The organism is Rhodococcus sp. H29-C3, assembly GCF_030063405.1.
Taxonomy (GTDB): Bacteria; Actinomycetota; Actinomycetes; order Mycobacteriales; family Mycobacteriaceae; genus Rhodococcoides.
Window position 1 is genome coordinate 50,332 of record NZ_JASITC010000001.1, and the last position, 23,689, is coordinate 74,020.

At 62.2% G+C, this 23,689-nt stretch carries 20 protein-coding genes; 15 read left to right on the forward strand and 5 right to left on the reverse strand.

The window, feature by feature from the left end; genetic code table 11:
• Positions 1-109: 109 nt before the first annotated feature.
• Complete coding sequence (locus tag QMK32_RS00185) at positions 110-313, reverse strand: cold-shock protein (RefSeq protein WP_068369974.1); 204 nt, start codon at positions 311-313, stop codon at positions 110-112.
• A gap of 147 nt (positions 314-460) precedes the next feature.
• Between QMK32_RS00185 and QMK32_RS00190 the strand changes: the two genes are divergently transcribed.
• Together QMK32_RS00190 and QMK32_RS00195 are read left to right on the forward strand one after the other, a co-directional pair.
• Positions 461-1,171 (forward strand): GNAT family N-acetyltransferase, encoded by a 711-nt coding sequence (locus tag QMK32_RS00190; protein ID WP_283472286.1) that lies wholly within the window; start codon positions 461-463, stop codon positions 1,169-1,171.
• Between the two features lie 10 nt (positions 1,172-1,181).
• On the forward strand, positions 1,182-2,189 hold the full coding sequence (locus tag QMK32_RS00195; protein ID WP_283472287.1) for a glutathione S-transferase family protein: 1,008 nt from the start codon (positions 1,182-1,184) through the stop codon (positions 2,187-2,189).
• Here QMK32_RS00195 and QMK32_RS00200 read toward each other — a convergent pair.
• Together QMK32_RS00200 and QMK32_RS00205 are read right to left on the reverse strand one after the other, a co-directional pair.
• The gene (locus tag QMK32_RS00200; protein WP_283472288.1) at positions 2,171-2,566 is read right to left on the reverse strand and encodes a VOC family protein; all 396 of its coding nucleotides are present in this window, start codon (positions 2,564-2,566) and stop codon (positions 2,171-2,173) included. The genes QMK32_RS00195 and QMK32_RS00200 overlap by 19 nt on opposite strands.
• Entirely contained in the window at positions 2,563-3,396 is an 834-nt protein-coding gene (locus QMK32_RS00205) for a helix-turn-helix domain-containing protein (protein ID WP_502943517.1), read from the reverse strand. Before QMK32_RS00205 ends, QMK32_RS00200 begins: the two co-directional genes overlap by 4 nt.
• A 79-nt stretch (positions 3,397-3,475) precedes the next feature.
• Between QMK32_RS00205 and QMK32_RS00210 the strand changes: the two genes are divergently transcribed.
• The 6 genes from QMK32_RS00210 to QMK32_RS00235 all read left to right on the forward strand — a co-directional run bounded on the left by QMK32_RS00210 (position 3,476) and on the right by QMK32_RS00235 (position 14,775).
• Entirely contained in the window at positions 3,476-4,201 is a 726-nt protein-coding gene (locus QMK32_RS00210) for a hypothetical protein (protein ID WP_283472291.1), read from the forward strand.
• 38 nt (positions 4,202-4,239) lie between these two features.
• Positions 4,240-5,088: an LLM class F420-dependent oxidoreductase gene (locus QMK32_RS00215; protein WP_502943492.1), complete on the forward strand. Its 849-nt coding sequence runs from the start codon at positions 4,240-4,242 to the stop codon at positions 5,086-5,088.
• Positions 5,089-5,179: 91 nt separating this feature from the next.
• A complete protein-coding gene (locus QMK32_RS00220; protein WP_283472292.1) occupies positions 5,180-6,265 on the forward strand; it encodes an ABC transporter ATP-binding protein in 1,086 nt (361 codons plus the stop codon).
• Positions 6,262-7,023, forward strand: a complete 762-nt coding sequence (locus QMK32_RS00225) for an ABC transporter permease (RefSeq protein ID WP_283472294.1) — start codon at positions 6,262-6,264, stop codon at positions 7,021-7,023. Before QMK32_RS00220 ends, QMK32_RS00225 begins: the two co-directional genes overlap by 4 nt.
• A gap of 36 nt (positions 7,024-7,059) precedes the next feature.
• Positions 7,060-10,872 carry an ABC transporter ATP-binding protein gene (locus QMK32_RS00230; protein WP_283472295.1) on the forward strand — a complete coding sequence of 1,271 codons (3,813 nt, stop codon included), beginning with the start codon at positions 7,060-7,062 and terminating at the stop codon, positions 10,870-10,872.
• Between the two features lie 111 nt (positions 10,873-10,983).
• Positions 10,984-14,775 carry a multifunctional oxoglutarate decarboxylase/oxoglutarate dehydrogenase thiamine pyrophosphate-binding subunit/dihydrolipoyllysine-residue succinyltransferase subunit gene (locus QMK32_RS00235; protein WP_283472296.1) on the forward strand — a complete coding sequence of 1,264 codons (3,792 nt, stop codon included), beginning with the start codon at positions 10,984-10,986 and terminating at the stop codon, positions 14,773-14,775.
• Positions 14,776-14,954: 179 nt separating this feature from the next.
• On the opposite strand, the gene QMK32_RS00240 is transcribed toward QMK32_RS00235, so the two are convergent.
• Positions 14,955-15,611 (reverse strand): TetR/AcrR family transcriptional regulator, encoded by a 657-nt coding sequence (locus QMK32_RS00240; protein WP_283472297.1) that lies wholly within the window; start codon positions 15,609-15,611, stop codon positions 14,955-14,957.
• 69 nt (positions 15,612-15,680) lie between these two features.
• Between QMK32_RS00240 and QMK32_RS00245 the strand changes: the two genes are divergently transcribed.
• From QMK32_RS00245 to QMK32_RS00255, 3 genes are read left to right on the forward strand one after another with little or no spacing between them, the layout of a single operon-like run.
• Positions 15,681-17,246: a flavin-containing monooxygenase gene (locus QMK32_RS00245; RefSeq protein ID WP_283472298.1), complete on the forward strand. Its 1,566-nt coding sequence runs from the start codon at positions 15,681-15,683 to the stop codon at positions 17,244-17,246.
• Positions 17,243-18,088: an SDR family NAD(P)-dependent oxidoreductase gene (locus tag QMK32_RS00250; RefSeq protein WP_283472299.1), complete on the forward strand. Its 846-nt coding sequence runs from the start codon at positions 17,243-17,245 to the stop codon at positions 18,086-18,088. The genes QMK32_RS00245 and QMK32_RS00250 overlap by 4 nt, the downstream gene beginning before the upstream one ends.
• A 2-nt stretch (positions 18,089-18,090) precedes the next feature.
• On the forward strand, positions 18,091-19,029 hold the full coding sequence (locus QMK32_RS00255; protein ID WP_283472301.1) for an alpha/beta hydrolase: 939 nt from the start codon (positions 18,091-18,093) through the stop codon (positions 19,027-19,029).
• Here the strand turns inward: QMK32_RS00255 and QMK32_RS00260 are convergent.
• Positions 18,985-19,866, reverse strand: coding sequence for a glycine betaine ABC transporter substrate-binding protein (locus QMK32_RS00260; RefSeq protein WP_283472303.1), 882 nt, complete (start codon positions 19,864-19,866; stop codon positions 18,985-18,987). The genes QMK32_RS00255 and QMK32_RS00260 overlap by 45 nt on opposite strands.
• A 182-nt stretch (positions 19,867-20,048) precedes the next feature.
• Here QMK32_RS00260 and QMK32_RS00265 point away from each other — a divergent pair, with 182 nt between their 5' ends.
• From QMK32_RS00265 to QMK32_RS00280, 4 genes are all read left to right on the forward strand, one after another.
• Complete coding sequence (locus QMK32_RS00265) at positions 20,049-20,996, forward strand: ABC transporter substrate-binding protein (RefSeq protein WP_283472304.1); 948 nt, start codon at positions 20,049-20,051, stop codon at positions 20,994-20,996.
• A gap of 69 nt (positions 20,997-21,065) precedes the next feature.
• A complete protein-coding gene (locus tag QMK32_RS00270; protein ID WP_283472305.1) occupies positions 21,066-22,244 on the forward strand; it encodes an ABC transporter ATP-binding protein in 1,179 nt (392 codons plus the stop codon).
• Positions 22,241-22,939: an ABC transporter permease gene (locus QMK32_RS00275; protein WP_283472306.1), complete on the forward strand. Its 699-nt coding sequence runs from the start codon at positions 22,241-22,243 to the stop codon at positions 22,937-22,939. Before QMK32_RS00270 ends, QMK32_RS00275 begins: the two co-directional genes overlap by 4 nt.
• Positions 22,936-23,628 carry an ABC transporter permease gene (locus QMK32_RS00280; RefSeq protein ID WP_283472307.1) on the forward strand — a complete coding sequence of 231 codons (693 nt, stop codon included), beginning with the start codon at positions 22,936-22,938 and terminating at the stop codon, positions 23,626-23,628. The genes QMK32_RS00275 and QMK32_RS00280 overlap by 4 nt, the downstream gene beginning before the upstream one ends.
• The last annotated feature ends 61 nt before the right edge of the window (positions 23,629-23,689 follow it).

Here is a 23,689-nt window from a genome sequence, read left to right on the forward strand (position 1 = left end):
CACAAAGGCCGGATACTCGAAGATTTCTCTTCGGATATCCGGCCTTTGAAAACTCGGAGTCGGACAGCTTAAGCCGTCAGCATTTCCGGGTGGCGATCCTTTAGGGGGATCAGATAGCGCGAACGCCGGTGGCCTGGGGGCCCTTCTGGCCCTGTCCAACCTCGAACTCCACGCGCTGACCCTCGTCGAGAGACTTGAAGCCAGTTCCCTGGATCTCGGAGTAATGAACGAACACGTCAGGTCCGCCACCATCCTGCTCGATGAAGCCGAAGCCCTTTTCGCCGTTGAACCACTTAACACTGCCCTGCGTCATACCGTAAACCTTCTGTAGCGAGCTGGACCCTCACGTCGAAGCTCCAATCTCAAGCCCGATCATGCCATTCATTTGGCATTTGCGATACGCCGGGGTGAAAAAAGTCTGAAAACTTATTTTTTGGCGGGCCCGGATACCCTTGGCCCGGTGGATTCCCATCATCACGACATTGTCCGACTTGCCTGGTCCCGACGCCTCCGGCTGCCCGACGCGGCACTGAAGCCCGGCATCCGATATCTGCAGGTAGATCCCGATGCGACCGAGGTCACGTTCCTGCGCCTAGGGGACGCGAGTGCCCTGGTGGGGCCGGAGCAGGTGTTGGAGGCCGCCGAACACCGATCCGACGACGAGCTGGCCGAGCGTGGAACTCTCTCGCTACTGGATTCCTCGGTGTCCGGCCGCAGTCGCGGACCCATCGTCTTGTCCTATGCCGCCGACATCGGCACGACCATCGATCTTCACGACCCACTCATTTCCCACGACCTCGGGCACGTTCTCGCACTGGACGCCCTGTGCGCGCCGGATGACGTGCTCAGTGCAGATCTGACACTCAAGCGGTCGTGGTTCACTCTCCTCTCCGACGATCGCCCGGCAGAGTCGGCCGCGCCCCTGTCCTGCGCGGCGTACCTCGAATGGGAAGGCATTCTCGCCGACGTAGGCGTTCTGACCGCACCGCTCGCGCGCCGACGCGGCAACGCTCAGGTCGTGGCACGGCTCGCGACGAACGACGCGATAGACGAGGGACTGATCCCGCAGTGGCAGACAAGCGCCGAGAACGGGACAGCCCGAAGGCTCGGTTCGCGCCTCGGTTACGAGGAATGGGGCGTGTTCACCTCCGTCGAGCTGGGATCTACGTAACGTTGAATCCATGAGCTACGTCGAACCCGGCAAGGAATTCAACAGGGACACCGACTACATCGAAACGCGGATAACCGCCGACGAGCGTGACGGCTACCCTGTCGAGCCCGGTCGCTACCGACTCGTCGCCGCCAGGGCTTGCCCGTGGGCGCACCGATCGATCATCGTTCGTCGTCTGCTCGGACTCGAGGATGTGCTGTCGCTGTCGATTCCCGGCCCGACGCACGACCCTCGCAGTTGGAACTTCGACGAGGAGCCCGGGGGCGTCGATCCAATGCTGAAGATCGAGCGCTTGCAGGAGGCGTACTTCGCGCGCTTCCCCGACTATCCGCGCGGCATCACCGTTCCCGCGATGGTGGAGATCGCCACCGGCGAAGTCGTCACCAACGACTACCCGCAGATCACACTCGACTTGTCCACCGAATGGAAGCAGTACCACCGCCCGGGCGCACCGGATTTGTATCCCGAGGCACTGCGCGCCGAAATCGACGAGGTAGCCCAGCGCGTGTTCACCGAGGTCAACAACGGTGTGTACCGCTGCGGTTTCGCCGGATCGCAAGAGGCCTACGACAAGGCATACGACCGACTGTTCACCGCCCTCGACTGGCTCGCCGGACGTCTGAGCGGCCAGCGCTATCTCGTCGGCGACACCATCACCGAAGCCGACGTCCGGCTGTTCACGACGCTCGTGCGGTTCGATCCGGTCTACCACGGCCACTTCAAATGCAACCGCAGCAAACTCAGCGAGATCCCGGTGCTGTGGAATTACGCGCGCGATCTGTTCCAAACACCAGGCTTCGGCGACACCGTCGACTTCGACCACATCAAGCGGCACTACTACCTCGTGCACACCGACATCAACCCGACGGGCATCGTGCCCAAGGGCCCGAATCTGCACGGCTGGCTGGAGCCGCACGGACGCGAATCACTCGGTGGTCGCCCGTTCGGCGAGGGCACCGCCCCCTCGCCGCCCAAGTCCGACGAAGTGGTGCCGACCGATCATTGGGTTCCGGCGTAGGTCCCGAAACTCCAGTAGACGCCCTCGGGGTCGCGGCAAGTGAACCCTCGACTGCCGTAGTCCTCGTCTCGTAGTCCCTGGGTGACGTTGCCACCTGCGGACACGACCCGGTCGTGAATCGCGTCGGGTTCGTCGGTGACGATGTAGACGGACCCGACTCCCGGGGGGAGGCCGCCGAGAGCACTACCCTCGCGGACGCTCCCGAGCATCACGCCGCCTCCTGTCGGCCACAGCAGTTCTGCATGGTCGACACGGTCGCCTTCGCCGTAGACGGCCTTCTCCACGAAGCCGAGAACGTCGACGAGGTATCTGATGGCGGCACGCGCTTCGTCGTAGCGAAGGGTGGGCCAGATTGTTGTTTCGGTCATAGACCTCATCCTGCGCTCGGACTGCCGTCGTGGTCTTGGACGAATGCGAACTCCTCCACCCGACGCCATTGCGACGGAGACATGCCCGCGAACTCGCGCCATTCGCGGGCCATATGCGCCTGGTCGTAATAGCCGCAGGCCGCAGCGACTTCGGACAACAGAGGTATCGACGGCCGGCGCAGAGCCTGGTGCGAGCGGTAGAACCGCGAAATACGGGCCGAGTCCTTCGGCGCGACTCCGAACTCTGCGGTGAACTTGTTGGTCAGATGTCTTCGGCTCCATCCGACGTTCCGGGCCACTTCACCGACCCGTGCCGATCCACCCGACCCGACCAACTGCCGCCATGCCTCGGCGAGTGTCGGATCAATAGGCCGCTCTTCCAGATTGCGAGACAAGATCTCGTCGACGACGTCGAACCGTCTATCCCAGTCTTCGGTCGCGGCGACTCGATCGAGGAGTTCGCCCGCGCCGGACATGACGTCGCTGAGATCGACCATCCAGTCGCCGAGCGCAGCAGTGGGGATCCCGAACAGCGCGCGGGCACCGGCAGGGGTGAACGACAGCTGAATCCCGTGTTGGTTGCCGTCGTGCGCGATGGTGACAGGTTCGGCGGAGATGCCACTTGCGAGTGTCTCGAAAGCGCAGGAACCCTGTCGCGGCGAATCCGCGATCTCGAGCTTGGGTCCGATGGCGATGATCACAGTCAGATACGGACTCGGCATCCCGATATGCTCACCGGGCTCGTAACCCGACAGTCGATATCCACTGTAGGACGCAACGAACGGACGCAACCGAGCACTCGGGCTTCCGCGCGCGCCCTCGGATACACCGGTCACCATTGCAGGGTAGAACCGAATGCGAACGGGTACCAGCGCTCCACGACCGAATAACAAATAAGTCACATCGATCGGAGTGCGGATGGCGAGCAAGAACAAGAACAAGGATCAGGTCGAGACGATCAAGGAGGGCGGTCGCCTCGAACAGGCGCTCGTGAAAATCCTCGACCACGGCAGCAGGATCCAGGGGCCCGCCGTCGAGAAGTATGTCGGGTACATGCGTCGAGCTCATCCGAACGACACTCCCGCGCAGCTGATCGAGCGCCTGGAGAATCGCTTTCTGCTCGCAGTGACCGGAAGCGGAAGCGCAGTAGGGGGCGCCGCAGCGGTACCGGCGATCGGGACCGTCGCTTCTCTTGCTGCCGTCGGTGCAGAGACGGCATTCTTCATCGAATCTTCCGCACTATTGACGCTGTCGGTGGCCTCGGTGCACGGTATAGCGGTCCACGACCACCAGCAGCGACGTGCGCTCGTCCTGTCGGTCGCACTGGGCGAATCGGGAATGCAGATCGTGCAGAAGACCGTCGGGACCAGCGCACGCAATTGGGGCTCGCTCGTCACCACTCGAATTCCGGGTGGAGCGATGACCAACATGAACAAGTCGCTAGCCAAGAAGTTCGTCTCGAAGTATTTCGCCAAACGAAGCGCTCTGCTGTTCGGCAAACTTCTGCCTGCCGGAATCGGCGCGGTGATCGGCGGAACAGGCAACCGCATGATCGGCAAGGGCGTCATCAAGAATTCACGCGAAGCTTTCGGACCGGCACCGCGCGCGTGGCCGGAAACCCGGATCATCGAACCGGACGAGTAAGTCCGCAGGAATTACAGCCGTGCGCAGCGGTGTTGGTCATGAACATGACCAACACCGTCACACCTGAACTCGGCACGATCGGCATCTGGCGTCACTATTCGGGGATCCCACCCGAGTTGGCCCACACGATCGAAGGAGCCGGCTACGGCGCCATCTGGCTCGGCGGCTCCCCACCTGCGGATCTGGCCTCGGCCGAGGAGGTCCTCGATGCAACCGAGTCGATCGTCGTGGCGACCGGAATCGTCAACATCTGGTCCGCAGCCGCACCGGAGGTCGCAGAATCGTTCCACCGCATCGAGAAGAAACACCCGGGACGATTCCTGCTCGGTGTCGGCGCGGGGCACCCGGAGGCAACGCAGGAATATCAGAAGCCTTACGAGGCGCTGGTCGACTATCTCGATGCCCTCGACGAGGGCGGGGTCCCCATCGAGCGTCGGGTACTCGCGGCATTGGGCCCGAAGGTGTTGAAGCTGTCCGCAGACCGCACCGCAGGAGCCCACCCCTATCTGACGACTCCCGAACATACAGCCGAGGCTCGGGCGATTCTGGGACCGGACAAGGTCCTCGCCCCCGAGCACAAGGTCGTCCTCGACACCGATCCCGAACGGGCCCGAGACATCGGGCGTCCACCGGTGAACAATCCGTACCTGCACCTGAGGAACTACACCAACAACCTCGAGCGCCTCGGATACTCCAAAGAGGAGATCGGCGACGGCGGCAGCGACCGGTTGATCGATGCCCTTGTCGCCCATGGAGATGCGGCCGCGATCGCTCAGCGACTCGGCCAACACATCGACGCCGGTGCCTCCCACGTCATCGTGCATGCGTTGCCGGACAAGGCAGATCCGTCGGAGGTATATCGCGAGGTTGCGGCCGCGTTTCTCTGAGCGCTCGCAAACGTCGTAACCTGAACCTGGGGTCGGGAAGTTCACTCGGTCTCGGGTAGCTCACGTACGACGATCCGGGGGAATCGAATCCATGACAGGCGGCTACGCAGGGACGAGCAGCTTCGCTGTCCACGCACTGCAAGCGCAAGGTCTCACCAAGGTCTTCGGCTCGATTCACGCAGTGTCCGACCTCAGCTTCGTGGTTCCACGCGGATCCATCACAGGATTTCTCGGCCCCAACGGATCCGGTAAGACCACGACGCTGCGGATGCTGCTCGGCCTGACGAAACCGAGCGCCGGAGTCGGCCTCGTGGCCGGTGCACCGTTCTCCGCCCTGAGCCACCCGGCTCGCGCCGTCGGTGCCGTACTCGATTCACGCAGTCTGCATCCCAAGCGCACCGCGGCCGGCCACCTCCGCATCTTCACCGCATCGATCGGTGTGCCCGACGGCCGCGCCGACGACGTTCTCCGACTCGTCGGCCTCGCGGACGCGACCAACCGTCAGGTCGGCGGATTCTCCCTCGGAATGCGTCAGCGACTCGCCTTGGCGACGGCGCTCCTGGGCGATCCCGAGATTCTGGTGCTCGACGAACCTGCCAACGGACTCGACCCCGAGGGAATCGCCTGGCTCCGCGACTTTCTGACGTCCTACGCGGCAGGGGGAAGGACCGTACTCATCTCCAGCCACCTACTCCGCGAGGTCGAGGCGACGGTCGACAATCTGGTGATCATCAGCGGCGGTGCATTGATGTATCAGGGTGGGATCGATCAGCTTCGTGCCTCGCGGCCGAGCCGAACGCTCGTTGCCGTATCGGATCCGGCCGCACTCGCCCTGGCACTTGCATCCATCGGAATCACGAACGCACAACTGCTTCCCGACGGACGGCTCGGCGTCGCCGGTAGCGACACGGACACCGTCACGCGCATAGCGTCGGAGTCCGGGTTGACCGTCTTCGGTGCTTCCTACGAGCACGTAGACCTCGAGCAAGTATTTCTTTCGATGACTGCCGGGCAGTACACCGCAACGCCAGCAGGCAGTATCGGTCGACCCGGGTACGGACCTACACCGGGTTATCCGCAGCCCACTGGTTACGTTCCTCCCGTCGATTACGGCCCGCAACAGCAACACCGGACTCCGCACCCCGGCCCGTCTTCCTGGGATGGAGGTCGACGATGACTACGTTGCTGGCCTCCGAGATACGCAAGGTGACAACCCTCAAATTCTGGTGGGCGCTGGCCATACCACCGGTATTCGTCGGCATCTGCGCCAGCGCGATCGCCGCGTCGATTGCCAACTCCACCTCCGACTACGAGTTCGAACTGTCGGGAGGCTTCGGCATCGTGGGGCTCTACGTCGCCCTCGGGTTCACGATGATGTTCGTCGCGGTGTTCGGAGCGGTGAACGGTGGCTCCGAATTCCGGTACGACACGATCACCACGTCATTTCTGACCTCGACGAGCCGCGACCGGGTCATCGCTGCCAAGTTGGGCGTCACCGCACTCTTCGCACTCGGCTACGGCCTCCTGGTCGAGATCGTCAGCCTGGTGTGCCTGCTGCTGTTCTCGAGCGAACCTTTCGAACTGTCCGGCGCGCTGATCGGCATGCTCGTCATGGGTTTGTTCGCCGTTGTCGTCTGGTCCTTGATCGGGGCGGGTCTCGGACTACTGATGGGTTCCCCCACCTGGCCCGCGATCATCATCGTCGCGTGGTATCCGATCGGCGAACTCGTTGCGACCTCGATAGTGTCGGGTATCGGCCTCGGCAACATCTCGGTGGTAACGCCGTCGGCGCTCACTCTCGCGACGGTCAGTGTGGGCGAGGTCGAGAGCGAATTCTTCATGCCCTGGCCCGTGGCACCGTTCGGCCTGCTCGTGTGGGGTCTCGCCATTGCCGGTGCCGGCTGGCTACGGACCAGGGAACGCGATATCAGCTGAAAACCGTGTCGGTAGCGCGGTCTACCTTTGACCGTGATGTCGACTATCGGTAGCGCCCAACGATCGGTGAGAAGATCCCCTGGCTGGATCCGCCGTCTCGGTGCTCAATGCTGGATTCACCGCCGCACTGCAGCGGGAGCGTTGGCGGTCACCATGATCGCCGCCGTCATCGATATCTCGTTCCCGTTGCTCACACGCGTCGCGATCGACGACGCCAGTGCAGGCGAGGGCGGCACCATCGGTGCCATCGCCGTCGCCATCGGCGCACTCGGCGTCGTTCGGTTCGGCTGCCAGTTCGGCCGACGATTCCTGGCCGGGCGATTGTCGATCGACGTCCAACACGATCTGAGACTCGGTCTACTCGCGTCGCTGCAACGCCTGGACGGCCGACGCCAGGACGACATCAGAACCGGGCAGGTCGTCTCGCGAACCATCACCGATCTCCAACTCGTTCAGGGGTTGCTGGCGATGGTGCCGTTGTCCGCTGGGGCCCTGCTGCAGTTCGTCCTCGCCCTCGCCGTGATGGCGTATCTGTCGCCACTGTTGACCGGCGTAGCGCTGTTGATCGTTCCAGCAGTATCGATCGTCGTCTATCGCATTCGGCCCACCCTGTATGCGGCAACATGGTCGGCGCAACAACGCGCGGCCGACCTCGCCCAGCACGTCGAAGAAACCGTGACCGGAGTGCGCGTCGTCAAAGGTTTCGGGCAGGAAGCCCGAGCGGTCGACCGGCTCGAGAACCTGAGCCGGTCGCTGTTCGCCGAACGAATGCGCTCGGCCGGAATCAACTCACGATTCACCCCGTCGATGGCGGCAATCCCGCAACTGGGCCTCGTCGGTGTCATCGCACTCGGCGGCTACCTCGCCATGACCGGCCACATCACTATCGGCACCTTTCTCGCCTTCGCGACGTACGTGGCGACGCTGTCGGCGGTGACCCGCACGCTGTCCTCCGTCGTCATCATGGCGCAACTCTCACGAGCCGCCGTCGAGCGTGTCTACGAGGTCATCGACACCGAGCCATCGGTCCCCGAACCCGAGCACCCCACCCACCTCCCCGACGGGCCACTGGGAGTGGACCTCTCTGCCGTGACCTTCGGCTTCGAGGAAGAACGCGACGTGCTTCGATCGTTCGACCTGACGGTCGCGCCAGGAGAAAGCGTCGCGATAGTCGGGCACGCAGGCTCAGGAAAGACCGCACTGTCGTTACTGCTCCCCCGCTTCTACAGCCCCCGAATCGGCTCGGTTGCGCTGACGTCGCACGGGAGGAGGTTCGACGTAGCCGACATCAGCGCCGAACAACTCCGTGGCGCGGTCGGTCTCGTCTTCGACGAACCGTTTCTGTTCTCGGACACCATTGCCGCCAACATCGCCCTCGGCCGACCCGACGCCACCGCCGAGGACATCACCCGCGCGGCAACTCTGGCCGAAGCAGCCTCGTTCATCGACGCCTTGCCGGACGGGTACGACTCGGTCGTCGGCGAACGCGGCCTCACCCTGTCCGGTGGACAGCGGCAACGGATCGCACTGGCCAGAGCGCTCTTGACCGATCCGCGGATCCTCGTCCTGGACGATGCAACTTCCGCAGTCGATGCGACCACCGAGGCAGCGATATTCGATGCACTTCGCGCTGGGCGTGAGAGAACAACCCTGATACTCGCGCACCGGCGCTCTACGCTGACCCTGGCAGACCGCGTGGCAGTACTCGACGACGGCCGCATCATCGACTCCGGGACGGTCGCCGAGCTGGACGAGCGCTGCCCACTGTTCCGCCTGCTGCTCGCAGACGGAGAAGGACATCCAGGCATACCCGCCCCAGCCGGTACCAGCGAGCGAAGTGCCGAGCCGACCCCGGCGATGCTGTGGCCCGAACTCGAAAAGTCGGACGATTCCGTATCCCACCGCACGCTCACCTCCGCCCCACCGACGGGCAGGGGCGGACCGACATCCGGCTCACTCGGCCATGTCGCATCGACGCCGCAACTGCAAGCCGCAGTCGATGCGTTACCACCGGCAACCGAGGATCCGCATGCCTCCGATGAGGAGATACGAGCCGCGGACCCACAGTTTCGACTCTCGCGTCTACTGAAACCCGTCCGACTCCTCCTTGCGACCGTCGTGGTGTTGCTGGCGCTCGACTCACTGTCGGCGATTGCATTTCCTTCGATCGTGCGTTTTGCTGTCGACGGCGGAGTCAGCCGTGGGAATCCCGGTGCATTGTGGGCCGCGACAGCACTCGGCGTCGTACTCGCAGCAGTGGGATGGTTCGTCATCGCCGCGACCACCACGATCACCGCACGGGCGGGAGAACGAGTGCTGTTCGGCTTGCGGGTCAAGAGCTACGCGCACATCCAGAGACTCGGCTTGGACTACTACGAACGCGAACTCTCCGGCCGCATCATGACTCGGATGACGACCGACGTGGACGCGCTGTCGTCGTTCATCCAGACCGGTGCATCCACCGCCGTCGTCTCACTGCTCACCGTGATCGGCATCGCTGCCGCACTCCTGTTCACCGACCTCACACTCGGACTCGTCGCACTCGCTGTGGTCCCACCGCTGATACTCGCGACGATCATCTTCCGTAAGGTCTCCGCCGTCGCGTACTCCCAATCCCGCGAGCGAATCTCGACCGTCAACGCCGACTTCCAGGAAAATGTTGCCGGGCTTCGGTCCGCACAGGCCTATCGTCGCGAAGAGTTCGCCGCTACGCGGTTCGCCGAACGTGCCGATCGATACCGTCGGAGCCGAATGCGCTCTCAGCGAGCGATCTCGGTATTTTTCCCTTTCATCACACTCCTCTCGGATGTGGCATTGGCATTCGTCGTCTTCGTCGGGGCCCATCAGGTCGCGACCGGTTCGACTTCGGCTGGCACATTCGTAGCGTTCGTGCTCTACCTCGGTCTGCTCTTCGGGCCGATCCAGCAGCTCTCCCAGGTTTTCGACGGTTACCAGCAGGCCAGGGTGGGTGTGAGCCGGATCGGCGATCTTTTGCGTACGCCCAGTTCCATCGAGGCCGGCTCGGACAACGACACCGTGCCGATCCAGGGCGGTCAGCTGCGCAGTGATATTCACCTCGACAATGTGAGCTTTCGTTACGCGGGCGCCGAGACCGACGCACTCACTGAGGTCAATCTCACAATACCTCTGGGAACCACCGTTGCACTCGTCGGTCAAACCGGCGCCGGCAAGTCGACGGTCATCAAATTGCTGGCCCGTTTCTACGATCCGACGTCAGGTTCGGTACGTGTCGGCGGCACCGATCTGCGTCGATATCGGCTCTCCGAATACCGTCGCCGACTCGGAGTCGTACCGCAGGAAGCGCATCTGTTCACCGGCGATGTAGCGAGCAACATCGCCTTCGGACGCCCCGATGCGAGCCGTGCCGACATCGAATCCGCCGCCCGCGCGGTCGGGGCTTTGGACATCATCGCCGGACTTCGCGGTGGCATGTACCAGCCGGTCGGCGAGCGCGGGCAAGGCTTGTCCGCCGGCCAAAGACAGCTGATCGCGCTGGCCAGAGCCGAATTGGTCGACCCCGACCTGTTGCTCCTCGACGAGGCGACAGCCACGCTCGACCCGGCAACCGAGCGCACAGTTCTCACGGCGAGCAACGCCGTGCTCCGCAAGCGGACCTCTGTCGTCGTTGCGCACCGGCTGGCGACTGCGGCGCGCGCAGACATGATCGTCGTCGTGGACTCTGGACGTATCGTCGAGGTCGGCACACACGATCGATTGCGTACTCGCGGAGGCTTCTACACACGGCTGTGGAATGCGGCAGAAACACGCGGAGGGAATAAACCGATAGACCGAGGAGTCATCAGCAATGAAGCCGATAGTTACTCGTGAGTACTTACCACAGCTCCTTCCCGGGCGCTCGCACATACCGGGAGCGGGTTAGCCTGGCTATGTACGCGCGTTGATCGGGAACGAAGAGAAGAGACGAGGCGAACTACTGCCGTGAGCAGCAGCTCTACTACCCAATTCGGACAAAACCAATGGCTGGTCGACGAGATGTACCAGCGATTCAAGGAAGACCCAGCGTCTGTGGATGCGAGCTGGCACGAATTCCTCACCGATTACGACCCGGACGCTCCGGCAGGTGACACTGCGTCTGTCCCGAATGGCAGTACAGCAAAGCCCGCCACCACCAGCGCCTCTACTTCGACAAGCAACGCATCCGCGACTGGCGCTTCTGGATCGAACGGAACCGCTCCAGCTCCCCGAAGTGCGCCGGTGCAGACCGAATCGCCCAAGGCCGCCGCAGTCAAGCCTGCGCCGACCTCCAAGCCCGCGACGTCGAAAGCCGCAGGTGGAACCTTGACCGCCGCAGCCGCAAAGCCCGCTAGTTCATCCACAAGCGACGCCGGCGAACCGACCAACAAAATTCTTCGCGGAGCTGCAGCAGCCGTAGCGCGGAACATGACGGCTTCTCTGCAGATACCGACAGCGACCAGCGTTCGCGCGATCCCGGCGAAGCTCATGGTCGACAACCGGTTGGTGATCAACAACCATCTCGCGCGTACACGCGGCGGCAAGATTTCGTTCACGCACATCCTCGGATTTGCGATTGTCCAGGCGATCAAGTCGTTCCCCACCATGAACACCCACTTCGCCGAGATCGACGGCAAGCCGAACGCGGTCTCACCCAGTGCTACCAATCTCGGTCTCGCCATCGACCTACCCGGCAAGGACGGCAACCGCACCCTCGTCGTCGCCGCGATCAAGGGCACACAGGATCACACCTTCGCCCAGTTCTACAACGCATACGAGGACGTAGTCCGTCGTGCTCGTGACGGCAAGCTGACGGGCGAGGACTTCCAAGGTGTCACGATCTCGCTGACCAACCCCGGTGGCATCGGAACCGTGCACTCGGTTCCACGCCTGATGAACGGCCAGGGAACGATAATCGGTGCCGGCGCGATGGAATATCCCGCGGAGTTCCAGGGCGCGAGCGACGAGCGTCTCGCCGAGCTGGGCGTCGGCAAGCTGATGACCCTCACCTCGACGTACGACCACCGGATCATTCAGGGTGCAGAATCTGGCGACTTCCTTCGCACGATCCACAACTTGCTGATCAGCGACGAGTTCTACGACGAACTGTTCCACTCACTCAAGATCCCGTACGAGCCGATTCGTTGGCGCAAGGATCTGCCCGAGGGAACGGTCGACAAGAACACTCGCGTTCTCGAACTGATTGCCGCGTACCGCAACCGCGGTCACCTGATGGCCGACACGGATCCGCTGCAGTTCACCAAGGACAAGTTCCGGATGCACCCGGATCTCGATGTCATCAGCCACGACCTCACGCTGTGGGACCTCGATCGCGAGTTCAAGGTCGGCGGATTCCACGGTAAGGACAAGATGCGTCTTCGCGACGTACTCAGCGTCCTACGTGACTCCTACTGCCGCCATGTGGGTGTGGAATACACCCACATCCTCGAGACGGATCAGGTCGCCTGGCTCGAGGACCGCGTCGAGACGACACTCGTCAAACCGACCGTGGCACAGCAGAAGTACACATTGAGCAAGCTCAATGCAGCCGAGGCATTCGAGACGTTCCTGCAGACGAAGTACGTCGGCCAGAAGCGCTTCTCGCTCGAAGGCGCCGAATCCGTCATCCCCATGATGGATGCGGTCATCGACCAGAGTGCGGAGTACGCACTCGACGAGGTCGTCATCGGCATGCCGCACCGCGGTCGCCTCAACGTCCTCGCCAATATCGTCGGCAAGCCGTACTCGAAGATCTTCACCGAGTTCGAGGGCAACATGAACCCCGCAGCCGCACATGGTTCGGGCGATGTGAAGTACCACCTCGGTGCCGAGGGCACGTACATCCAGATGTTCGGCGAGAACGACATCAAGGTCTCGCTCACCGCGAACCCATCTCATCTCGAAGCAGTCGACCCCGTCCTCGAAGGGCTCGTCCGCGCCAAGCAGGACCTGCTCGACAAGGGTGCAGGCGAAGGCGGATTCTCCGTTCTCCCGCTGATGCTCCACGGTGACGCAGCCTTCGCCGGCCAGGGCGTCGTCGCAGAAACGCTGAACCTTGCGCTTCTGCGCGGCTACCGCACCGGCGGAACCGTGCACATCGTGGTCAACAACCAGGTCGGCTTCACCACCGCACCCGAGCACTCCCGCTCGTCCGAGTACTGCACCGACGTCGCGAAGATGATCGGCGCACCGATCTTCCACGTCAACGGTGACGACCCCGAGGCCTGCGTACGCGTTGCGCATCTCGCCGTCGACTTCCGGCAGAAGTTCCACAAGGACGTCGTCATCGACATGATCTGCTACCGCAGGCGTGGACACAACGAAGGCGACGACCCTTCGATGACGCAGCCCGCGATGTACGACCTCATCGACACCAAGCGCAGCGTCCGCAAGAGCTACACCGAATCGCTGATCGGCCGTGGCGATATCTCCCTCAAGGAGGCCGAGGACGCGCTTCGCGACTACCAGGGCCAACTCGAACGCGTCTTCAACGAGGTTCGCGAACTCGAGAAGTACACCCCGGAGCCCAGCGAGTCGGTCGAACTCGACCAGCAGTTACCCGCCAAGCTCACGACGGCGGTCGACAAGTCGGTTCTGCACCGCATCGGTGACGCGCATCTCGAGGTTCCGGACGGTTTCAGCGTGCACCCGCGCGTCAAGCCGGTACTCGAAAAGCGTCGCGAAATGTCGTACGAAGGCAAGGTCGACTGGGCGTTCGGTGAGCTTCTGGCTCTCGGCAGCCTCGTGGACGAGGGACGCAACGTTCGTTTCTCCGGCCAGGACACCCGTCGCGGAACGTTCTCCCAGCGGCACTCGGTCATCATCGACCGCAAGACCGGCGCCGAGTACACCCCGCTGCACAACATCGGCAGCGAAAATCCCGGCAAGTTCATGGTCTACGACTCCGCACTGAGCGAATTCGCAGCCGTCGGCTTCGAGTACGGGTACTCCGTCGGCGACCCCGATGCACTCGTCATGTGGGAAGCGCAGTTCGGCGACTTCGTCAACGGCGCGCAGTCCATCATCGACGAGTTCATCTCCTCTGGTGAAGCAAAGTGGGGACAGCTCGCCGACGTCGTGCTGCTGTTGCCGCACGGTCACGAAGGACAGGGTCCGGACCACACGTCGGGCCGAATCGAACGATTCCTCACGCTCTGCGCCGAGGGTTCGATGACAGTGTCGGTTCCGTCCACCCCGGCGAACTACTTCCATCTCTTGCGTCGCCACGCACGGGACGGAATCCGTCGCCCGCTGATCGTCTTCACACCGAAGTCGATGCTGAGGAACAAGGCCGCGGTGTCCAACATCGAGGACTTCACCGACGGCAAGTTCCACTCCGTGTTCGACGAGCCGACCTACGACTCCGGCACCGGGGATCGCAGCAAGGTCAAGCGCGTTCTGATGGTGAGCGGAAAGCTCTACTACGAGCTTCTCGCACGCAAGCAGAAGGACAACCGCGAAGATGTGGCGATTGTCCGGATCGAACAGCTCTACCCGGTCCCGGTCCACCGGATCACCGAAGCGGTCAACAGTTACCCCAACGCAACCGAGTTCCGCTGGGTCCAAGAGGAGCCTGCGAACCAGGGTGCATGGCCGTTCTTCGGTCTGGCGTTCCCAGAATTGATGCCGGACGTTCTCAGCGGCATCAAGCGGGTTTCGCGCCGTGCGATGTCGGCACCTTCCTCGGGTTCGAGCAAGGTACACGCCGTCGAGCAGCTCGAAATCATCGACGAGGCCTTCTCGGGCGTCGGCGAGTAGTTCACTTCACGCCCGATGGCGCATTCGGTCACTTTCGAGTGACCGGGTGCGCCATTCGGCTTTGCGGGACTACACGCGCCAGCCCCATCGCTTCAATGGTCCACTCATACGATCAAATAGCTTCAGAGCTCCATTCAAGCGGACAAGGGTCGCCCAAACGGGTGTAGAACGCCCCAGAGCTAGCCGAGGTCCGCTCCGAACAGCGCGGTGCTCATGTCGGGTGTGAGTACGACCGCAGGCAGGGCAGCGACGTTGAGATCGATGACTTCTTCGCGGCTCACTTCGGGGTCACGGAGCCAGGAGATGGTCGCTTCTTCGACGAAGGCGATCCAGCCGCGTACGGCAAGGCGGATGGTTGGGGTGGGCTCGATATCGAGCTTGTAGAGCTGCGTGACGGTGCGGTCGGCCATGGTGGTCCGGGTTTGCTCGAACACCTCTCGCATATCGGCGTCTCCCCCTACTGTTCCTCGGAGGAGCGAAATGTAGGTGTCTCGATTCTCGGTGACGTAGTCGACGTAGTTGGCCACTGATTCGCGGAGCAGCTCCAATGGTTCGAGGCTGGTGTCCGGCGCCGTGCGTTCGAGCATCGTGTTGCTGGTCTCGCGGACGATGGCGAGGTGAAAGTCCCGTTTCGAGGCGAAGTAGTGGAACAGCAGACCGCGGGAGACGCCTGCTTGGTCGGCAATGTCTTCGACCGAAATCTGCTCCAGGGGACGTTCGGAGAGCATGTCGGTTCCGAGTGCGATCAATTGCGCTCGACGGTCTTCCGGACTCAAGCGGGTCCGTTTTCCTGCTGCCGGTTTCGCAGCCTGCGCTCCGTGCTTCACACTGGCCATCACATCAGCCTACTGATCAACAGTCAATAACTGTTGACTCACACTCAACAAGCTTCTACGCTCGCTTACATGAGTCTCTCGGTAACGGACACTTCGCAACGCGTGAGCACACCGCGTCAGGTCGACACTGTCATCATCGGTAGCGGATTCGCGGGCCTCGGTGCTGCGATCAAGCTGACACAGGAAGGCAAGAGGAACTTTCTCGTCCTCGAGCGTGGAAGCGACGTCGGGGGGACGTGGCGCGACAACACCTACCCAGGTGCTGCGTGCGATGTTCCCTCGCACCTGTACTCGTACTCGTTCGCTCTGAACCCGGAGTGGACTCGCTCGTTCTCCACGCAACCCGAGATCCAGAAGTACATCGAGTCGGTCGCTCGCAAGTACGGCGTCATGGACCGACACGTGTTCGGTTCGGACGTCACCTCGGTCCGCTGGAATGCAGACACTTCACGGTGGGACATCAGCGCCAGCACCGGTGAATACTCGGCAAAGATCGTCGTTCCCGCCGTCGGCGCGCTATGCGAGCCGAACCTTCCACCTATCAAGGGAATCGAAGGCTTCGAGGGCGAAATTTTCCATTCGGCGCAGTGGAATCACGAAGCGAAGCTCGACGGCAAGCGCGTCGCGGTCATCGGAACCGGCGCCTCCGCCATCCAGATCGTCCCTGCCATCGCGGAGACGGTCTCGCACCTCGACGTCTATCAGCGAACCGCGCCCTGGATTCTTCCTCGCGCCGACCGCGCCTACACAAAGTTCGAGCGCTTCGCGTTCAAGCACATTCCCGGATTCCAGCGCCTCTCGCGGACCGGAATCTACGCAGCTCGCGAGACTCAGGTCCTCGGACTCGCCAAGCAGCCGAAGCTGATGAAAATTTTGGAGTTGGTAGCGCGGCGACAGATCGTCCAAGGCATCAAAGACAAGTCGTTGCGTAAGAAGGTCACGCCGAACTTCCGTATCGGATGCAAGCGCATGCTCATCTCCAATACGTACTACCCCGCCTTGGACCGCACGAACGTCGACCTAGTCACCGATGGCATCCGCGAGGTTCGCGCCCACTCGATCGTCAGCACGGACGGAACCGAACGCCCGATCGATGCGCTGATCGTGGCCACCGGTTTCCATGTCACGGATTCGCCTGCGTACCAGGGTATCTACGGCAAGAACCGCGAGTCACTCGCACAGACCTTCGAAAAGGAAGGTCAGCAAGGTTACAAGGGTGCGGCCATCTCGAACTTCCCCAACATGTTCTTTCTCGTAGGCCCGAATACCGGTTTGGGACACACATCGATGGTCTTCATGATCGAATCGCAGCTCAACTACGTCATCGACGCCATAGACACCATCGACAAGCACGACATCGGCGTCATCGAAGTTCGCAAGGACGTCCAGGACGACTACAACGCCGATCTTCAGGACCGAATGGCCGACAGTGTGTGGATGAACGGGGGATGTGCCAGCTGGTACTTGGACAAGCATGGCAACAACACCACACTGTGGCCGGACTTCACGTTCCGATTCCGGAAGATCACCAGAAAGTTCGACCTCGCTGCGTACCGCAGTACTGCAGCGTCCGACCTTCCCAGCCCTCTCGGCAGCACCCTTGCCGGCACCGACACCAAGGTAGTGACACAGTGAGTTCGAAGTCAGCAAACGGATTTACCGGCAAGGTTGCAGTCGTCACCGGCGCCGGTTCGGGGATCGGCCGTGCCCTCGCCCTTAATCTTGCCCAGCGCGGCGCGAAGCTCGCACTCTCGGACGTCGACGTCAACGGGCTCGAAGAGACTGTGCGTCAGGCAGAGGCACTCGGCGCCGAGGTGAAGTCCGACTTCCTCGACGTCACGCAGCGAGAGACCGTGCTCGACTACGCAGATGCGGTTGCCGCTCGGTTCGGGAAGATCAACCAGATCTACAACAATGCAGGCATCGCCTACCACGGCGACGTCGAGAGCTCCTCGTTCAAAGACATCGAGCGCATCGTCGATGTCGATTTCTGGGGAGTTGTCAACGGCACCAAGGCATTTCTTCCCCATCTCCAAGCCTCCGGCGACGGACACATCGTGAACATCTCGAGCCTCTTCGGGCTGTTGGCAATGCCGTCACAAGCTGCATACAACGCCGCGAAATTCGCTGTCCGCGGGTTCAGCGAGGCACTTCGGATAGAACTGCTGATCTCGAAGGCGCCGGTGAAGATGACCGTGGTGCATCCGGGTGGTATCAAGACCGCTATCGCGCGCAACGCCACCGTCGCCGAGAACTACGACCAAGCGTCCGTTGCGAAGTTCTTCGACGCGAAGCTGGCAAAGACCACCCCCGACAAGGCAGCCAAGACCATCCTCGCGGGGGTGGAGAAGGGGAAGGGTCGAGTACTGATCGGCGCTGATGCCATCGCACTCGATCTGTTGCAGCGCTTCACCGGTTCGAAGTATCAGAGGGTCATCGCTACGGTGTCCGCTCGCGTCATGCCGCGAAAGCTATAGGCATGAGGTCTTTCTATCTGCCACTCCCCATCGTCGCCGCATCGTTGAAGCCGTTCTATCGGTTGGCGTTGAATGCGCGCTTGCCGTTCGCGGTTCAACGCAAAATTCTCGAAGCGGCATCTCCACTGCAGACCTTGCCGCACGGGACCGTCAGCGAAAAGCTCACGCTCGCCGGACGCCAGGCGGAACGCATCACAGTCGGCGCTACGGAACGTACGACGGCAGTGCTCTACCTGCACGGCGGCGCATACACCATCGGTTCGATCGCCACTCACCGCTCGCTGGCGGCACACCTTGCTCGTGAGTCTGCAAGCGCGGTATACGTTCTCGACTATTCACTGGCACCAGAAAATCCGTTGCCCGCTGGATTGAACGACGCCGTTGCCGCCTTCCGCGAGTTGGTGACTTCGCACGGATTCAGCGCTGATCGGGTTGCGATTGCGGGCGACTCGGCCGGCGGTGGCCTGGCAGTTGCTACGGCTCGTCGACTCGTGGACGACGGAATTCTGCCTGCCGCACTCGGATTGATTTCTCCATGGGTCGACCCTGGAGCTCGCGACGCTCAGTTCGATCGAGATTTGGTTGTCAATACTGCTTGGTCGTTCGCCTCCGCCGATGCGTACCTGCACGAAGGTGATCCACTCGATCAGAGATTTGCTCCCCTACACGGGGATTTGTCGGGGCTACCACCGGTCGTCATGCATGTCGGAACATCCGAGGTGCTGTATCCACAGATCGTCGCCTTTCACGACAAGCTCCTGTTGTCCGGCGTCGAAGTCGACTATGTCGAATACGAAAAGCTGTGGCACGTCGCGCACCTGCAGGCGTCGATACTGCGCGAAGCAGCTGATGCCGTGCACCATATGGGCGCATTTCTCGGCGCGACAGTGCGTACTTCAGAGGTTGTGTTCGCCGAGCCAGCGAGCAGCGACCTCGTCTGATCTCGCACCCACGCGGACCTCGCCGATCATGTCGGCGAGGTCTGCGGTCGTCAATTCACCGGCGACCACGCCGAAAGCTTTGATTTCGTTCTCGTTCAACACACCGTCTCGAAAGAGTGGCACGACGTTCTGGGGCCGGAACGCTCCTTCGTCGTCGTCGAGCGCGGTCAGATCCTTGGCCTTCGGCCCTGACGACGCGGTACGAATCACGCCGACGGCTACGGACTCCGACCCTGTCACCGCGCCTGCCTCGACTGCCTTTACGACTGCCTCTTCGTCGGCCTCGATCCGGACCGAGGCAAAACTGCACCCGTATCGATCCCGCACTCTGTTCAATGCTTCGGCGTTCGCAGCGGTGACCGATACCGTTGCCTGCGAACACCTCGACGCGATGTCGGTGATCGTCTCGGCTCCCGGAAAAGGGTTGACATCAGCGATGACCAGTGCCACACCGTCTTCGGCGGCGGCATAGTCCGAGACGGACAACCCCTGCGGAAGCGACTTGTTGAGGTCGGCGAACACATCGTCCGCTTCGGTAGCCTCGGACGTCGAATCGAACGTGTCGAGGAGTTCGCCCATCAGCTCCGGCACTACGTCGACGTCGCCCCGGTCGAGTGCAGCCAGGGGGTCACCGCTGTCACCCGCGTCCAACTGGGTGCGCACCTCTGCTCCGGTCGAGCGCAGCGCCCCTGCATAAATCTGCGCCAACAGCTCACTCTGCACGGTGTCCGAGGAACCCACCACGATGGTCGAGGATGGCTGCTCGGCTGCACCGCACGACATCGCGACGCACGAGAGGAGGGCTAGAACTACGACCCGTAGGCCTGACACACGCACTTTTCCACAAGCTCCGTTCACAGACGCTGTCGGTGGCAAGGTTTATCGTTCCACCACAACGGGAACTGAGGCCAACGAGATGCTCTTCGGGGCAACCCTATGTCTAGACTTGCTCGGATCACCATCCCGAGCTGCCGAGACAACCGGTCACTCGACGCGCCGGTACCGATGGAAGGACCGAAATGAACATCACCCGAACCACACGCGTCCTCGCTGCATTGTCGATTTCGGCACTCGCGCTGACAGCATGCGGCAACAACGACGATCCCCTGTCCAGTGGCGGCGGGGAGAGCAACGGGGACACCAACTCCATCGTGGTGGGCTCGGCCAACTTCCCGGAGTCCGAGACCGTGGCGAATATTTACGCAGAAGCGCTGCGCGCCAATGGTTTCGAGGTGGGTACCAAATTCAACATTGGGAGCCGTGAAGCCTATATTCCGGCAGTGAAGGACGGGTCGATCGATCTGGTCCCCGATTACACCGGCAACCTTCTGCAGTACTTGGACGAGTCGGCAACGGCGACTTCGTCCGAGGATGTTCTGGCAGCCCTGCCGGACGCACTCGGTTCGGACTTGGCCGTGACGGCTCAGGCACCCGGTGAGGACAAGGATGCCGTAGTCGTCAGCCGTTCCACGGCTACAGAACGCAAGCTGACCACGATCGGCGACCTGGCGCCCTTCTCCGCGGATGTCACCTTCGCAGGCACGCCCGAGTTCCAGGAACGTGTCGGTGGGCTACCGGGGCTGAAGTCGAAGTACGGCCTCGACATCGCGGCAGGAAATTACGTCCCGATCTCCGACGGGGGCGGCCCGGCGACCGTCGAAGCTCTGGTCTCCGGCAAGGTCACTGCTGCCGACATCTTCACCACTTCGCCCGCAATCGCACAGAACGACCTCGTAGTACTCGAGGACCCGGAGAACAACTTCGCTGCACAGAACATCATCCCGGTGCTCAACACCGCGAAGCAGTCGGACAAGCTCACCAAGGTCCTCGACGCAGTGTCTGCGCAGATCACTACCGAAGAATTGATTGCCCTGAACACCTCTGTTTCCGGTGACGCCAAAGTCGAACCGGCAGCAGCGGCGAAGGCCTGGGTAGCACAAAAGGGACTGGACAAGCCGATCAGCTGATTGCGCGTCTATCTACGCAATGCACTTCACCGACGGTTTGCCGGTGCACCGACGAGAGGCGCCCCAGTAGTGATCACTTTCGACAGTGTGAACAAGACATACCCGGACGGCACCACCGCTGTCGACTCGCTTGATCTGGTGATCGAACCCCAGTCGTTCACCGTCTTCGTCGGTCCGTCGGGCTGCGGTAAGACCACCTCGATGCGGATGATCAATCGCATGATCACTCCGACTTCGGGAGTGATCACGGTCGACGGAAAGAACATCGCCGACGCCGACGCCGTGAAACTGCGGCGCGGCATCGGTTACGTCATTCAGAGCGCCGGCCTGCTGCCACACCGCACGGTCGTGGACAACGTCGCGACCGTGCCGGTGTTGCGTGGCGCCACGAGGCGCGCCGCACGCAAGGCCGCGTTGGGTGTTCTCGAACGAGTGGGCCTCGACCCAGCTTTCGCCTCCCGCTACCCGGCGCAGTTGTCCGGTGGCCAGCAGCAAAGAGTCGGCGTCGCCCGCGCACTGGCCGCGGATCCGCCGATCCTGTTGATGGACGAGCCTTTCAGCGCCGTCGATCCGGTGGTCCGCGAGGACCTGCAAACCGAAATGCTCCGCCTACAAGCGGACTTGAAGAAGACCATCGTGTTCGTCACTCACGACATCGACGAAGCCGTCCGACTCGGCGACCACATTGCCGTCTTCGGACCACAGGGGAGACTGCAGCAGTACGACAAACCGGAGACCATCCTGTCTGCACCGGCAACGTCCTTCGTGGCTTCGTTCGTCGGTCGCGACCGCGGCTATCGGGGACTCTCGTTCAGGTCGGCTCAGTCGGTCACCATGCACTCGATCGACACAGCGACCGAGAGCGAAGTGAAGTCCCTGCGCCTGGACCAGGGGCAGTGGGTTCTCGTTGTGGACTCGGCACGCCGTCCGCTCGGTTGGATCGACACCACCGGGGTCGAGAAGGTTCGCGACGGCAGGGCGCTGGAGGACAGCACCGCAGCGGGCGGGTCACTGTTCACCCAAGGCGGGGATCTGCGCCAAGCTCTCGATTCGGCCATCTCGTCACCGTCGGGAATCGGGGTTGCCGTCGACGACACAGGAGCAGCCGTCGGCGGTGTAGACGCTGCAGAGATCCTCGAAAACCTTGCTGTTCAACGTAAGTCCGAGGACGAGGAACGAACCCGGCACCACTTCGGTTCCGAACAAAACAGCACGTCGGGGCAACACAGCGAGGACGACAAGAAGTGAAGTGGCTGGTCGACAACTTCGATGTCGTTCTCGGCCTCGCGAAGACACACCTCTACCTGTCGCTTGTTCCGTTGCTGATCGGATTGGTCGTTGCGATACCCGTCGGCACGCTCATCCGGAACACACGATGGGTGCGGCGAACGACACTGACGCTGGCCAGCATTGCCTTCACCATCCACTCACTGGCGCTGTTCGTCACAATTCCAGCGATCGTGGGTCTTCCCATTCTCGATCCGCTCAACGTCGTCATCGCGTTGGCGGTGTACTCGACTGCCCTTCTGATTCGGGCCGTTCCCGAAGCATTGGACTCGGTGCCGTTCGCGGTCGTCGATTCTGCCGAGGCCATGGGGTATTCGTCCATTCGGCGCGCGGTGTCCGTCGAACTGCCACTGTCGCTCCCGGTGCTGATCGCGAATATCAGGGTTGTGGCGGTCACGAATATCTCGCTCGTGTCGGTCGGCTCGGTCATCGGCATCGGTGGCCTCGGTCAACTGTTCACCCAGGGCTATCAGCGTGACTACCCGGACCAGATTGTGGCAGGCATCATCTCGATCGTCTTCCTGGCGCTCGTGTTCGATGCGGTGCTGTATCTACTCGGTCGTCGGCTCACACCGTGGACTCGCCTCAGCTCGGTCTCCAAGAAGAAGGCCACAGTTTCACATAAGGTCACAGTCTCGAAGGAGGGGTCGGCATGAACCTGTTCTCGCAGGCCTTTTCCTACATTTTCGACGCCGGAAACTGGGCCGGGCCCACCGGAATCGGCGCCCGAATTTTCGAGCACATCTGGTACAGCCTTCTCGCGGTAGTGATCTCGGCGGCCATCGCTATACCCATCGGCCTCCTGATCGGGCACCTACGGAGAGGTGAAGCCCTCGTCGTCGGACTAGTCAATGCGCTCCGATCGCTTCCGACACTCGGCATTCTGGTGTTCCTGGTTCTGGTCATCGGGCTCGGACTGGTGCCTCCGATCATCGCGCTGGTTCTCCTCGGTATTCCACCTCTCCTTGCCGGGACGTACTCCGGAATTGCGAACGTCGACGTCGATGTGGTGGACGCTGCCAGAGCCATGGGCATGACCGAACTGCAAGTGCTCTTCCGCGTCGAAATCCCCAACGCGCTGCCGCTGATGATCGGTGGCCTCAGAAACACCACGCTCCAGATCATCGCCACCGCGACCGTCGCGGCGTACGTCAACCTCGGCGGGCTCGGTCGCTACATTTTCGACGGCCTCGCACTCTACGACTACGGGCGCGTGCTTGTCGGCGCAATCCTGGTCGCATTGCTGACCCTGATCGTGGACGGTCTGCTGGCCCTTGCCGTCTGGGCTTCGGTTCCGGGTACAGGTCGGCTCAAACGTATGCCGTCGCGTCTGGCCGAGGTCTAGCTGGATGAAATAAGGGCACGAACGAGAAAGCACCCCGCACCATGCCTGGTTGAGGCAAGGT